The 12,874-nt window shown below is 60.3% G+C and carries 13 protein-coding genes; 3 read left to right on the top strand and 10 right to left on the bottom strand.

What is annotated here, in order from left to right:
* Positions 1-183 precede the first annotated feature (183 nt).
* Positions 184-1,830, top strand: coding sequence for a beta-galactosidase BglA (bglA, locus tag N2600_RS15955; RefSeq protein ID WP_260296768.1), 1,647 nt, complete (start codon positions 184-186; stop codon positions 1,828-1,830).
* 3 nt (positions 1,831-1,833) lie between these two features.
* On the opposite strand, the gene N2600_RS15950 is transcribed toward bglA, so the two are convergent.
* The 4 genes from N2600_RS15950 to N2600_RS15935 form a co-directional block, all read right to left on the bottom strand.
* Positions 1,834-2,001 carry a ParE family toxin-like protein gene (locus tag N2600_RS15950; protein WP_445944940.1) on the bottom strand — a complete coding sequence of 56 codons (168 nt, stop codon included), beginning with the start codon at positions 1,999-2,001 and terminating at the stop codon, positions 1,834-1,836.
* Between the two features lie 83 nt (positions 2,002-2,084).
* Positions 2,085-2,285 carry a hypothetical protein gene (locus N2600_RS15945; RefSeq protein ID WP_222386605.1) on the bottom strand — a complete coding sequence of 67 codons (201 nt, stop codon included), beginning with the start codon at positions 2,283-2,285 and terminating at the stop codon, positions 2,085-2,087.
* Between the two features lie 58 nt (positions 2,286-2,343).
* Positions 2,344-4,041, bottom strand: coding sequence for an adenine deaminase (gene ade / locus N2600_RS15940; RefSeq protein ID WP_222386604.1), 1,698 nt, complete (start codon positions 4,039-4,041; stop codon positions 2,344-2,346).
* Between the two features lie 119 nt (positions 4,042-4,160).
* On the bottom strand, positions 4,161-5,264 hold the full coding sequence (locus N2600_RS15935) for a branched-chain amino acid ABC transporter substrate-binding protein (protein ID WP_162116484.1): 1,104 nt from the start codon (positions 5,262-5,264) through the stop codon (positions 4,161-4,163).
* 23 nt (positions 5,265-5,287) lie between these two features.
* Here N2600_RS15935 and N2600_RS15930 point away from each other — a divergent pair, with 23 nt between their 5' ends.
* Together N2600_RS15930 and N2600_RS15925 are read left to right on the top strand one after the other, a co-directional pair.
* Positions 5,288-5,665 carry a hypothetical protein gene (locus N2600_RS15930; RefSeq protein ID WP_260296766.1) on the top strand — a complete coding sequence of 126 codons (378 nt, stop codon included), beginning with the start codon at positions 5,288-5,290 and terminating at the stop codon, positions 5,663-5,665.
* A gap of 88 nt (positions 5,666-5,753) precedes the next feature.
* The gene (locus N2600_RS15925) at positions 5,754-6,668 is read left to right on the top strand and encodes an HD-GYP domain-containing protein (RefSeq protein ID WP_260296765.1); all 915 of its coding nucleotides are present in this window, start codon (positions 5,754-5,756) and stop codon (positions 6,666-6,668) included.
* Between the two features lie 186 nt (positions 6,669-6,854).
* Here the strand turns inward: N2600_RS15925 and N2600_RS15920 are convergent, their stop codons facing one another.
* The 6 genes from N2600_RS15920 to N2600_RS15895 all read right to left on the bottom strand — a co-directional run bounded on the left by N2600_RS15920 (position 6,855) and on the right by N2600_RS15895 (position 12,676).
* Positions 6,855-8,180 carry an aspartate aminotransferase family protein gene (locus N2600_RS15920; RefSeq protein ID WP_003561419.1) on the bottom strand — a complete coding sequence of 442 codons (1,326 nt, stop codon included), beginning with the start codon at positions 8,178-8,180 and terminating at the stop codon, positions 6,855-6,857.
* A 358-nt stretch (positions 8,181-8,538) separates the two neighbouring features.
* Positions 8,539-8,856 (bottom strand): ArsR/SmtB family transcription factor, encoded by a 318-nt coding sequence (locus N2600_RS15915; RefSeq protein WP_260109179.1) that lies wholly within the window; start codon positions 8,854-8,856, stop codon positions 8,539-8,541.
* A 115-nt stretch (positions 8,857-8,971) separates the two neighbouring features.
* Positions 8,972-9,721 (bottom strand): HugZ family pyridoxamine 5'-phosphate oxidase, encoded by a 750-nt coding sequence (locus tag N2600_RS15910; RefSeq protein ID WP_260296764.1) that lies wholly within the window; start codon positions 9,719-9,721, stop codon positions 8,972-8,974.
* 31 nt (positions 9,722-9,752) lie between these two features.
* Complete coding sequence (gene choV / locus N2600_RS15905) at positions 9,753-10,805, bottom strand: choline ABC transporter ATP-binding protein (RefSeq protein WP_260296763.1); 1,053 nt, start codon at positions 10,803-10,805, stop codon at positions 9,753-9,755.
* Positions 10,802-11,647 carry a choline ABC transporter permease subunit gene (choW, locus tag N2600_RS15900; RefSeq protein ID WP_064247862.1) on the bottom strand — a complete coding sequence of 282 codons (846 nt, stop codon included), beginning with the start codon at positions 11,645-11,647 and terminating at the stop codon, positions 10,802-10,804. The genes choV and choW overlap by 4 nt, the downstream gene beginning before the upstream one ends.
* A gap of 72 nt (positions 11,648-11,719) precedes the next feature.
* A complete protein-coding gene (locus N2600_RS15895) occupies positions 11,720-12,676 on the bottom strand; it encodes a choline ABC transporter substrate-binding protein (protein WP_222386600.1) in 957 nt (318 codons plus the stop codon).
* Positions 12,677-12,874 lie beyond the last annotated feature (198 nt).

Raw genomic sequence — 12,874 nt, 5'->3', positions numbered from 1 at the left:
CGTTGCAACCCCAAATCCGGAGGGTATAAACGGGTTGTGGACAAGCCTATATACGTCTCCCCCTTGTCGGATCGCGACGACCCGCCGCTGCCTTCGCAGGGCCTTCATAAAGGCTTCACATGGTTGTCTTTTGTTTCGTCCGCTTTAGTGTGGCGAGCGCAAACGAGGCAGGAGATGTAGCCGATGGCATTGCAGGCAGGCAGGAGTGCGGACTGGTGGCGCGGCGCGGTAATCTATCAGGTCTATCCGCGCTCGTTTCAGGACACCAACAGCGATGGGCTCGGCGATCTCAGGGGAATCACCCGCCGGCTGCCGCATATAGCCAGCCTCGGCGTCGACGCGATCTGGCTCTCGCCCTTCTTCAAATCGCCGATGGCCGACATGGGCTACGACGTTTCCGATTATTGCGACGTCGATCCGATCTTCGGGACGCTTGATGATTTCGACGAGATGATGGCCGAAGCGCATAGGCTCGGCATCAAGGTCGTGATCGACCAGGTGATCTCGCACACTTCCGACCGGCATCCCTGGTTCGTCGAGAGCCGGTCGAGCCGGACCAATCCAAAGGCGGACTGGTATGTCTGGGCCGACCCGAAGCCTGACGGTACGGCGCCGAACAACTGGCTGTCGATCTTCGGCGGGCCGGGCTGGGAATGGGACGGTGTGCGCCGGCAATATTACCAACACAATTTCCTGACCTCGCAGCCCGACCTCAATTTCCACAGCGCAGACGTGCAGGAGGCGGTGCTGGAGACGGTGAAGTTCTGGCTCGACCGCGGCGTCGACGGCTTCCGGCTGGATACGGTCAACTATTATTTCTGCGACAAGCAGCTCCGAAGCAATCCGCCGCATGAGCCCGATACCAGCGACGGCGGCCTCGATGCGCCCGACACCAACCCCTACGGCATGCAGAACCACCTCTATGACAAGACGCAGCCGGAAAATGTCGATTTCCTCAAGCGCTTCCGGGCGCTGCTCGATCAGTACGAAGATCGTACAACCGTCGGCGAAGTCGGCGATGGCGCTCGTTCGCTGAAGACGGTTGGCGCCTATACGAGTGGCGGCGACAAGCTGCACATGTGCTACACATTCGATCTCCTCGGGCCGGATTTCACCGCCGAGCATATTCGCGGCTGCGTCGAGGCCTTCCAGAAGGCCGTCACGGACGGCTGGGTCTGCTGGGCTTTTTCCAACCACGACGTCATGCGCCATGTCAGCCGTTTCGCGCGAACGGAGGAAGAGCGGTCTGTCATCGCCAAGCTGGCGATCTCGGTGCTTGCGGCGCTGCGCGGTTCGATCTGCCTTTATCAGGGCGAGGAGCTCGGCCTGCCGGAGGCGGAGCTCGCCTTCGAAGACCTGCGCGACCCCTACGGCATCCGCTTCTGGCCGGCCTTCAAGGGCCGCGACGGATGCCGCACGCCGATGCCTTGGGAAGCCGGCAAGGCGCATGCAGGCTTCACCTCGGCCGAGAAGAGCTGGCTGCCGGTGCCTTACGAGCAGGCAGCGCTTTCCGTGGACACGCAGGAGGCGAGCGACAGCTCGGTGCTGCATCACTACCGCAAGACGCTTGCATTCCGGAGGAGCCATCCGGCGTTGATCGACGGCGACATGACTTTCATCGGCACCAACCAGGATCTGCTCGCCTTCACCCGCGAAAAGGGCGGAGAAAAACTGCTCTTCGTTTTCAACCTGGCGCGCAAACCGGCGGAATTCCGCCTGCCTGATGGCATGGTGCGCGGGGAACCGCTTGAGATGCCGGGCTTCGAGGCGGTGGCTGACGCGGGGCTGGTGAAGCTTGCTGCGCTGGACGGGTTTTGCGCGCGGGTTTGACGGCTATTTCAGAAGCTTATCGTAATCTGCATGCGAGCCGATCCAAAACCAGATGATGTCATCTCCATCCCTGACCGCTAAAGCTCTCCAGGATGTGCCGACGCGCGCCGACCAGAAGCGGCCGACGCGCTTGAAATGCAAGGAGGGATGCCTGGGATCTTGTTTGAGCAAATCGAAGTTTCCGTTGGCCAACTTCCGTATCTGCTCAGGCAAGCAGTCATAGGCCTCCCAGAAAGCGGGAGTGGCGTGGTGCTTCAAAGCCGTCTTGTCTTTCCGCCACGAAAATCGGTAAAGGCTTTCTCGGCGAGATGATCGAGTTTGCCACTCGCTGCGTCCGCTTCCATCTGCCTGTCCCAGCGTTCGGCTTGAAGGGCTTCAAACCACGCCGAAAAGGCTTCGAACTCGTACTTATCGAGTTCGGTAACGATTTTTTCAATCTGTTCCAGCTTCGTCATGATCGGCTCCAACGTTACCGCAAAATAAGCGCTGTCGCCGAATTTGCCAAGGATGCCGTCACCCAATCAGCGCGAACTTGCCCACGTCCACCATGCCGCGGTCGGATATCTTCAGGTGCGGGATGACCGGCAGCGGCAGGAAAGCGAGTTGGAGGAAGGGTTCTTCCAGCGTGGCGCCCAGCGCCAAGGCGGCTTTTCGCAGATGGTGCAGCGTATCGCGGACAGTCTCGTAGGGCTCAAGGCTCATAAGACCGGCGATCGGCAGGGCGATTTCGCCGGTGACCTTGCCGTCTTCGACGACCACGAAGCCACCCTTGATCTCGCCGAGGCGGTTTGCGGCGCGCGCCATGTCGTCCTCGCTGACGCCGACGACGCAGATATTGTGGCTATCATGGCCGACGGTCGAGGCGATCGCACCCTTCTTCAGGCCGAAGCCTTGGACAAAGCCGTTGGCGTGGTTGCCGTTCTTGCCGTGGCGCTCGATGACGGCGACCTTGATGATGTCATTGGCAAGATCGACCGCAGTCTCGTTGCCGCTGACGGGCAGGCGGTAGCGACGATGCTCGGTGATGATCTTGCCCGGGATGACGCCGATGACAGGCGTTTCGCCTTCGGCGACCGGGACGCCGAAATGGGCGGCGTTGACCGGCCGAGCCTTGACGCTGTCGAGGCCGATCGGGGCAACCGGTCTGCGCGAGGAAAAGAGCGCATCCGTGACGCGGCGGCCAGCGGAAAAGACCATGTCGGCGCGGCAGTCTTCCAGGCTGTCGAGTACCACCAGATCGGCGCGCCAACCAGGCGCGACCAGTCCGCGGTCCCTCAGACCGAAGGCGCGGGCAGCCGAAATCGAGGCGGCGCGGTAGATCGCCAGGGCCTCGACGCCGCTTCCGATGGACGTGCGGATCATGTGATCGAGATGACCCTGTTCGGCGATATCGAGCGGATTGCGGTCGTCGGTACAGAGCGCGAGGAAGGGTGAAAGCCGCTCGGTGATAATGGGGATCAGCGCCGCGAGATCCTTGGATACCGAACCCTCGCGCACGAGGATGTGCATGCCCTTCCGGATCTTTTCCATCGCTTCGCCGGCAGTCGTGCATTCATGCTCGGTTCGGATACCGGCGGCGAGGTAACCGTTGAGGTCATTGCCGGACAGCAGCGGCGCATGACCATCGATATGGCCGCCCTGGAAGGCGTCGAGCTTGGCCATGCAGACGGGATCCTTATGGATCACGCCGGGGAAATTCATGAATTCGGCGAGGCCGATGACCTTCGGATGGTGGCGGAAGGGCAGGAGGCGCTCGATCGGCAAGTCGGCGCCGGAGGTTTCGAGATGCGTCGCCGGAACGCAGGAGGAGAGCTGGACGCGGATGTCCATGATCGTCTCCAGCGCCGATTCGAGAAAGAATTCGATGCCGGCGGTTCCCAGCACATTGGCGATTTCGTGCGGATCGCAGATGGCGGTGGTGACACCATAAGGCAGAACGCAGCGATCGAATTCATGGGGTGTGACGAGCGAAGATTCGATATGCAGATGCGTGTCGATGAAGCCGGGAACGACGATCCTGCCCGATATATCGATCTCGGTTTCACCTTCGTAGCTACCTGAGGTTCCGACGATGCGATCGGCGCCGATGGCAATGTCCGACAGGACGAGTTCGCCGGTGACCAGATTGAAGAAACGGCCACCCTTCAGTACGATATCGGCCGGCACGCGGCCGACGCCCTGGTCGATGAGACGTTCGAGCTTGGTGGTCATGGCATTGCTCACATTACAACCGATTTCAAAACTTATAACCGATCTGCCGCCACAAGCGAGTGCCGCAAAACGAGACCGGGCGCCGTACGGGCGCCCGGCCGTCGACGGTCAGCGATGGTTTATTCGGCGGCGACGATCTTGCCGGCTTCCCACTTGTAGAGCGAGAAGCTCTGCGAGGTCAGGTCGCCGGTCTTGCCGTAGGTGACCTTGCCGATGGCAGTCGGGATCTCCTTGCCGTCCTTCAACGCGGTCGCGACGGCTTCCGCATCCTCGGCACTGCCGGCCTTCTCGATGCCGGCCTTCAGCACCTCGACGGCGGCATAGGCGTTCAGCGTGAAGGCCTCGGCCGGGATGTTCTTGGCGGCGAGCGCGTCGGCTGCGGCCTTGGAATCCGGGCTCTTGGTGGCGTCCGAAGCGTTGGTGAAGATCGTGCCTGCTGCCGCATCCGTGCCGATTGCCCAGAATTCGGTGTTGGAGAGGCCATCGCCGCCGATGATCGTCGCGTTGGCGGCGAGGTCATGCAGCTGGCGGGCCAGCAAGCCGCCTTCCGGGTGGTAGCCGCCGAAATAGACCACGTCGACCTTCTCGGACTTGATGCGGGTGGTGAGCGCGCTGAAATCCTTGTCACCAGGCGTGATCGCGTCATTGACGACTTCGGTGATGCCGCCGGCGTTCAGCGTCGCCTTGAAGGCATCGGCGAGGCCCTTGCCGTAGGCGCCCTTGTCGTTGACGATGGCGACGCGCTTGTCCTTGAAATTCTTCAGCACATATTTGGCGGCGACTTCTGCCTGCTGGTCGTCGCGGCCGCAGGTGCGCAGCACGTTGGTGAGACCGCGCTTGGTCAGGTCGGGGGCCGTCGCGGTCGGGGTAACCATCAGCACGCCGTTTTCAGCAAGCACGTCCGAAACGGGAATGGCGACGCCCGAGGTTACCGGGCCGACGACGAAGCGGATGCCGTCGCCGACGACCTTGTTGGCGGCGGAAACGCCCTGCTTCGGTTCGCCGGCATCGTCGGCCAGTTCGAGAACGACCTTCTCTCCGAGAATCCCGCCCTTCTTGTTGATCTCGTCGACGGCCGTCTGAGCGCCGTTCTTCACCTGATCGCCATAGGCGGCGACGGGGCCGGTCAGCGGCGCGATCAGGCCGATGGTGATATCGGCATGGGCAAGCGGCGCAAAGGCGAGTGACGCGACGAGGGTCGCCGTCAATGTCTTGAGGGTCATTGTCTGTCTCCTTGGATGGGGTCATGCGACCCGCGATGAAGCGTCGCGCCGGCTTTTCCGGATCGTTCAACGGCCCAGGAGCCGTGCCAAGAACGATCGATATCGGCGCGATCAATGCACCCTCCGGCCATATTTGGCTCGAGTGGTGCAGCGACAAGATTTCTAGGAATTTTGGTGAGATTGCGCAAGTTGATAACAAAATGGAACGAAAATCGGCTCGATCCGACACGAAGTCTTGCCAAAATCGTCGATTTTGGCGCCGTCTGGTGATTGTTTCGAGGGTGGCGGTACCCGCACAATCGCGGTGCGCCGATGAACCTGCTGCATATCGCGGAAGCTCGCTTGGTCTTTCCGAATATTCAAATTCTGTTTTGAGATTAACACTTGATTCTACCAATTAGAGTAGAACCATTGTTCCCGCATATATTGCTGCGATGCAAAAGAACGGTCGGTCATAAACAGAGAGATATTTCAGGAACTGAGATCTGGATGCTGAAGCGTATCGAAGCCAGACAGGTGCGCAACGGAATGTTTGTGGAGGCGATCGAGGGTGCATGGCATGACCCTCTTCTGTCCAAGCGAAGATTTCTGCTGCGCCGTGAAGCCGATGCCCTAAAACTTCGCAAGAGCGCTATTGAAGGTGTTGTCATCAACACCAGCAGAGGCCTCGACATCGACGGCCTGCCAGGCGGCAATATCGAGATGGACACCAAGGCGGCACGCGAGACCATCCAGAAATCCGTGCAGGTGCTGGAAAGCGTCTTCAGCCGGCTCCAGCATGGCGATGGCATCAGCGTCGATCAGGTGGCGCCGGTGATTTCCTCTGTCTCCAAGTCGATTGATGACAATCCCACTGTCTTTCTCAGCGTTACGCGTCTGAAATCCAAGGACGAGGCAACGTTTCTGCATTCCCTTTCGGTGAGCGCGCTGATGATCCTGTTCGGCCGTCATCTCGGACTTGACGAGACTACCGTGCAGATGCTCGGCACGGCAGGATTGCTGCACGACGTCGGCAAGCTCGAAATTCCGCTTGAGATACTCAACAAGGAAGGGCGCCTGGACGAGGACGAGATCAAAATGATCCGCGATCATCCGGAAAAGGGGCATGCAATCCTGTCGCGCCAACAAGGCATGTCGGAGATCGTTCTCGACGTCTGCCTCAACCATCATGAGCGTATCGATGGCAAGGGCTATCCCCGCAGGCTTTCCGAGGCGCAGGTGAGCTTCCATGCTCGTCTTGCTGCGATTTGCGACGTCTATGACGCCGTGACCTCCGTGCGGCCGTACAAGGCGCCATGGAGCGCGAGCCAATCACTGACATGGATGCTTGGCAGCGAAGGGCAATTCGATCGCCGGCTCCTGAAGAAATTCGCCCTCTGCCTTTCCGTCGCCGCGGTGAGCTGAAATCTATCTGGCTTCGCAACAAAAGGGCCTGCGTGGGCTTCCAGCGCCGCGCGTCTTTTCAGACGCGCAAAGGACGCTGTAACACTTTCAATTGCCGCGTAATTTTATCCTTAAATCGACTCCGACTTAAGGAATTATAACAGGAGGTCCGCCGCAGGCCCTGTTGCCGGAAGCCTCAGAGCTTTCTCAGACGTTGTTCTGCAGGATGGTTCGCAGCTTGCCGAAGAGCTCGTCGATATGGTGCTTCTCGATGATCAGCGGTGGTGAGAGCGCGATGATATCGCCGGTGGTGCGGATCAGCAGGCCGCTTTCATAAGCTTTCAGGAAGGCGGTGAAGGCGCGCTTGGTGGGCTCGCCGGCGATCGGGTCGAGTTCGATCGCGCCGATCAGGCCGGTGTTCCGGATGTCGATGACATTGGGGCAGTCCTTCAGCGAATGCAGCGCGTCGGCCCAGTAGTCGGAAAGCTCGGCGGCGCGTGTCAGCAGGCCCTCCTCCTTGTAGGTGTCGAGCGTGGCGAGCGCGGCGGCGGAAGCGATCGGATTGCCGGAATAGGTGTAGCCGTGGAAGAACTCGATCATGTGCTCCGGGCCGTTCATGAAGGCATCATGGATCTCGGAGGTAACGAAGACCGCGCCCATCGGAATGACGCCGTTGGTCAGCCCCTTGGCGGCGGTGATCATGTCAGGCTTGACGTCGTAATATTGCGCGGCGAAGGGAGCGCCGAGGCGGCCGAAGCCGGTGATGACCTCGTCGAAGATCAGAAGGATGCCATGCTTGGTGCAGATCTCGCGCAGCTTTTGCAGGTAGCCCTTCGGCGGGATCAAGACGCCGGTGGAACCCGCCACCGGCTCGACGATGACGGCGGCGACGGTGGAGGCGTCATGCAAGGTGACGATACGCTCGAGTTCGGTAGCGATGTCGCCGCCATGCTCGGGCTCGCCGCGAGTGAAGTTGTTTTTGCCGGGCTGGTGGGTGTGCGGCATGTGATCGACGCCGGTCAGAAGTGTGCCGAACATCTTGCGGTTGGTGACGATGCCGCCGACGGAGATGCCGCCGAAATTGACGCCATGATAGCCGCGCTCGCGGCCGATCAGGCGGAAGCGTGATCCATTGCCCTTCACGCGGTGATAGGCGAGCGCCACCTTGAGCGCCGTCTCGACGGATTCCGAACCCGAATTGGTGTAGAGAACGTGGTTCAGGCCTTCCGGGGCAATGTCGACCAGGCGGTTCGCCAGTTCGAAGGCCTTGGGATGGCCGAGCTGGAAGGCCGGCGCGTAATCGAGCTCGCCGGCCTGCTCGCGGATCGCTTCGGTGATCTTCGGGCGGCAGTGGCCGGCATTGACGCACCAGAGGCCGGCCGTTCCGTCCAGCACCTGACGGCCGTCATGGGTCGTATAGTACATGTCCTTGGCGCCGACGAACAAACGCGGCTCCTTCTTGAACTGGCGATTTGCCGTAAACGGCATCCAGAAGGCGCGAAGATCGTTCGGTGCATTGAGGCGATTGGACATGCTGTTCTCCTGGCCGGTGACGGCCCTTTCCCGGGGCTTTACGCCCATATTTTTACTGCCCGGTCAAATTATCAGGGCTTCCCAAGGCGTCAACGGGAAAAGTCCCGAAAGCTCCTCCTGACAGCAGGCTGAAGCTGCGTCGATCGATCACGGGGCGAGCGCTTCAGCGCGATAAGGCTGCAATTCCTTCGCGGCCGGCGAAAGAAGCAGAACGACCAGGGCACTCAAAGGCACGACCGGCAAATCGGAAGATTTGCCGGTCGTGCCATAAGGTTCATGTGCTGAAATATCGTTGCCAGGCCTCGGGGAATATCCCCTTCCGGCACGGCATCGGCCGACATTCATGTCAGCGCTATCATCAAGCGGCGGATCTGTTTCTCTTCTGCACGAGGTAGATGTCTTCGAGCGTTGCCAGGATCTTCATGACCGGCTCGGAGGTGCTCGAATAATAGATGGTTTGTGCGTCTCGGCGGGTCTTGACCAGTTTTTGAGCGCGTAGTTTCGACAGGTGCTGAGAGAGAGCCGACTGGCTGAGGCCGACCTGCGTCGCAAGCACGCCGACGGCCACTTCGCCCTTCACGAGGCTACACAGGATCAGCAATCTTTTCGGGTTTGCCATGGCCGACAATAAAGCTGCCGCCACGTTCGTGTGATCGGCCAAATCAGAGGTTTCCATATGTTATCTTCCTAATGCGAAACGTACATCATTCGTGCTGGCACAGGCCGTCAGCCGGGATTTTGACTGACGCTAAAAACTAGCAACTGGGCTCGAAGATTGTATATACCTAAATTTAAGGTATCGAGTATGCTATTTTAGTCATGTTTGAACAAATGTGATCGGTATCCACAGCGAGGGTTTCGAACTCGTATCGCAGCAGCAAGTCGCTGGAAATCATGTCAAAACCTGAGGAATCGATACCACAAATGCGCCAAGGACCCGATTCCGGCGCCTTCAGCCTGATAGCGAGGGCTTCGGCGACATCGGGATGGCGTTCTACTAAATCTCGCACTGTCTCTTCCGCCTCGGTGGCAATTGCCTCATTCGCGGCCGACTGGATTATGAGATCGTTTCCATCCAACTGGTAGGCGCGGCCGAAGCCGCCATTGAGGCTGGCCTGTTGCGGCTTAAGACGGAAGAACAGGAAATCAGGAAAGTCGATATAAAGCTTCGCCTTGGTATGGCGAGCGAGAAAACGCGTGCGGATACGCTCGTAGAATGCACTGCTGCGCTCGACGGGTTCTGCCAGGCACTGGGTCGTCAGACGCGGAAAGGCGAGGGGATCGCCCTTGCCAGGCTCGCCGGTCAGGAGCGAGGCGCGCGGGTCTCTGGCAAGCGCCCTCGTATGGGCCGATAGCTTCGAAACGAGGATGACGGGGGCGCCGTCGATATCGGTGGCGACCAGCACGCGACTGGCAAAGGGAAAGCCGGTCTCGGGGTCGAGAACGGCAATCGCCGCGTGCCGGGCGGAGCGCAGAAGCACGCGGGCGAGCTTGCGGGCATCGTCGTCGGTTTCGCGTAAGGGTGAGGCCGGATCTTTCATATCCGCTTTGTGGCAAAGCGCATCGAAAACATCAAGCTTCCTGCTTGCGGCGATGGCGGGTGAGGCCGGCGACAATATCTTGGGCGGAGATGGTACCGACAATCGCGCCGTTCTCGACGATGCCGATACTGCCGGGTTGGCGGGCCAGGGCGTCGAGGACATCGATCAGCGGCGTCGCGGCACGGGCTGTAGCGCTGACACTCATGCCGGCGGCAGTCTGGCCGAGGCCTGGCTGCATCACGTCGGCCGCAGTCAGCATGTTGATCGGATTGAGGTTCTGCACGAAATCGGCGACATACTGGTCTGCGGGATTCTTGACGATGTCGTGCGGCGTTCCGCACTGAATGATACGGCCGCTCTCCATAATGGCGATGCGATTGCCGATGCGGAAGGCCTCGTCGAGATCGTGGCTGACGAAAAGAATGGTCTTCTTCAACCGCCGCTGGAACTCCAGGAGCTCGTCCTGCAGGCGGGTGCGAATCAATGGGTCGAGCGCCGAGAAAGGCTCGTCCATGAGCAGGATCGGGGCGCCGGTGGCAAAGGCGCGGGCAAGGCCGACACGCTGCTGCATGCCGCCGGAAAGCTCGTTGACCTTGCGGCCTGCCCATTTCGTCAGGTTGACCAGTTCGAGCTGCTCGCCGACGCGGAGCTTGCGTTCGGCTTCCGGCATGCCGGCGAGTTCGAGGCCAAAGCCGACATTTTCGGCGACCGTGCGCCAAGGCAAAAGGGCGAACTGCTGGAACACCATGGAGACGGTGTGGGTGCGCAAATCGCGCAGCGCCTTGGCATTGCATCTGTAGGGGTTGATGGGGCCGGTGGTCGTGGAGACCGCAACATCGCCGCGCACCACGGGAGCGAGCCCATTGACGGCGCGCAGCAGCGTCGACTTGCCAGAGCCGGAAAGGCCCATCAGCACCAGGATCTCGCCTTCCTCGATCGTCAGTGAGGCATCGGCGACGCCGAGCACCAAGCCGGTCGCGGCGCCGATTTCGTCGCGTGATTTGCCCTGATCGACCATGGCAAGCGCTGTTTCCGGCCGATCGCCGAAGATGATGCTGACATTGTTAAAGTTTACCGCGGTCATGCAGCGCCTCCTTCACCCGCCGTGCGGAACATCCGGTCGAGAATGATTGCCAGGATGACGATGCAGAAGCCCGCCTCGAAGCCCTTGGCGATGTTGACGGTGTTCAGCGCACGGACGACGGGCACGCCAAGCCCGGGAGCGCCGACAAGGGCGGCGATGACGACCATCGACAGCGACAGCATGATGGTCTGGGTGAGACCCGCCATGATCTGCGGCGTGGCGAAGGGAAGCTCGATCTTGCGCAGCACCTGTATCGGCGTCGCGCCGAAAGCGACGGCGGCTTCGACGAGGGACGGCGGCGTCGAGATGATGCCGAGGCGCGTCAGCCGGATCGGGGCGGGGATTGCGAAGATGACGGTCGCGATCAGGCCCGGCACCATGCCGAGGCCGAACAAGATGAGCGCCGGGATCAGATAAACGAATGTCGGTATGGTTTGCATGAGATCGAGCACCGGGCGCATGGCCGCATAGACCCAAGGGCGGCGGGCAGCGGCAATGCCGAGCGGAATGCCGATCACCATGCAGACGAAGGTGGCGGCGAGCACGAGGGCGAGCGTCTCCGTCGTTTCCTTCCAATAGTCCTGGTTCACGATGAGCAGCAGCCCAAGACAGGTGAAGACCGCGACCGCGATCGATCGGCGCAACCAAAAGGCGATGGCGGTGATGGCGGCGATGACGATCAGCGGATGAGGCTTCTGCAGCACGAAGAGCAGGCCGTCTATGGCGCTCGACAGCAGGAAGGCGACCTGGTTGAAGAACCATTCGCCGTTCGAGGTCAGCCAGTCCACGAAGGATTTGGCCCAGGAGCCAATGGGAATCTTAAATTCGGTGATCCAATTCAAGGGCGCGCCCATCCAAAAAAACAACAATCGGACAAAAATGAAACGGGGCGGCGAGCCGCCCCGTTCGCATCGTCAGAGGCCGAGGCCGGTCTTGGCGGCCGCGAGAGCGTCGCCCTTGCCGTCGCGGGTCTTGACGCCCTTAAGCCAGGGCTCGAGTGCTGCGGGGTTCGCCTTCAGCCATTCGGAAGCTGCAGCCTCCGGCTCTTTGCCGTCGTTCAGGATTTTGCCCATGATGTGGTTCTCCATGTCGAGGGAGAACGTCAGGTTCTTCAGCATCGCGCCGACATTCGGGCATTCGTCGAGATAACCGGCACGGACATTGGTGAAGACCTTGGCGCCGCCGAAATCCGGACCGAAGATATCGTCACCGCCTGTGAGGTAGGTCAGCTTGAAGTTGGTGTTCATCGGATGGGGTTCCCAGCCGAGGAAGACAACGGGCTTGCCCGCTTTGTCGGCGCGCGCGACCTGGGCGAGCATGCCCTGCTCGGAGGATTCGACGACTTCCAGATCCTTCATGCCGAAGGTGTTCTTTTCGATCATGTCCATGACGAGGCGGTTGCCGTCATTGCCAGGCTCGATGCCATAGATCTTACCGTCCAGATCGTCCTTGTGAGCGGCGATGTCCTTGAAGTCCTTGATGCCGAGTTCCGCACCCTTGGCGTTGGTTGCGAGCGTATACTTGGCACCGACGAGGTTGGGGCCGAAAGATTCGACCGACTTGTCGTCGAGATAGGGCCGGACGTCCTTTTCCTGTGTCGGCATCCAGTTGCCAAGGAAGATGTCTATGTCCTTGTTCTTCAGCGAGGTGTAGGTGACCGGCACCGAGAGAACCTTGATGTCGGTCTGATAGCCGATGCTCTTCAGGACGACGGATGCGGTGGCGGTGGTGGCGGTGATATCCGTCCAGCCGACGTCCGAGAAATGAACGGTGGAGCAGCTGTCGGGATCGGCGGCGAAGGCAGCGGTCGCAACGGAGAGGGCGGCGACGGCAGTTGCGGTAACGAGTTTGAACGTGCTTGTTGTTTTCATTTTAGACTCCCAGTCTTTAAGTTCCCAAGCCAACCATCAATAACCGAGTTTGACAAGCGACCTCAGCGCGTTTGCGTCGTATCGACCTATGCGATTGCGACGTCGGCGAATTTTTTCCGAGCGCCTGGTTTTCAAGGCTTTCGCCGGTTTTCGAGCCGGATTCCTGTGATTATCGTTCTCTCGGGGCTTTTCTTTGCC

It is taken from the genome of Rhizobium sp. WSM1274, from assembly GCF_025200775.1.
In the GTDB taxonomy this organism is placed as follows: Bacteria; Pseudomonadota; Alphaproteobacteria; order Rhizobiales; family Rhizobiaceae; genus Rhizobium; species Rhizobium leguminosarum_I.
This window is presented reverse-complemented; position numbering and strand designations above follow the sequence as displayed.

Excerpts from the sequence above, each read along its gene's own strand:
- N2600_RS15930 (WP_260296766.1), top strand. The coding sequence starts at position 5,288 with ATGCGACCCGCGATGAAGCGTCGCGCCGGCTTTTCCGGATCGTTCAAC.
- N2600_RS15895 (WP_222386600.1), bottom strand. The coding sequence starts at position 12,676 with ATGAAAACAACAAGCACGTTCAAACTCGTTACCGCAACTGCCGTCGCC.
- N2600_RS15920 (WP_003561419.1), bottom strand. The coding sequence starts at position 8,180 with ATGTCCAATCGCCTCAATGCACCGAACGATCTTCGCGCCTTCTGGATG.
- bglA (WP_260296768.1), top strand. The coding sequence starts at position 184 with ATGGCATTGCAGGCAGGCAGGAGTGCGGACTGGTGGCGCGGCGCGGTA.
- ade (WP_222386604.1), bottom strand. The coding sequence starts at position 4,041 with ATGACCACCAAGCTCGAACGTCTCATCGACCAGGGCGTCGGCCGCGTG.
- N2600_RS15910 (WP_260296764.1), bottom strand. The coding sequence starts at position 9,721 with ATGAAAGATCCGGCCTCACCCTTACGCGAAACCGACGACGATGCCCGC.
- N2600_RS15945 (WP_222386605.1), bottom strand. The coding sequence starts at position 2,285 with ATGACGAAGCTGGAACAGATTGAAAAAATCGTTACCGAACTCGATAAG.
- N2600_RS15925 (WP_260296765.1), top strand. The coding sequence starts at position 5,754 with ATGCTGAAGCGTATCGAAGCCAGACAGGTGCGCAACGGAATGTTTGTG.
- N2600_RS15935 (WP_162116484.1), bottom strand. The coding sequence starts at position 5,264 with ATGACCCTCAAGACATTGACGGCGACCCTCGTCGCGTCACTCGCCTTT.
- N2600_RS15915 (WP_260109179.1), bottom strand. The coding sequence starts at position 8,856 with ATGGAAACCTCTGATTTGGCCGATCACACGAACGTGGCGGCAGCTTTA.
- choV (WP_260296763.1), bottom strand. The coding sequence starts at position 10,805 with ATGACCGCGGTAAACTTTAACAATGTCAGCATCATCTTCGGCGATCGG.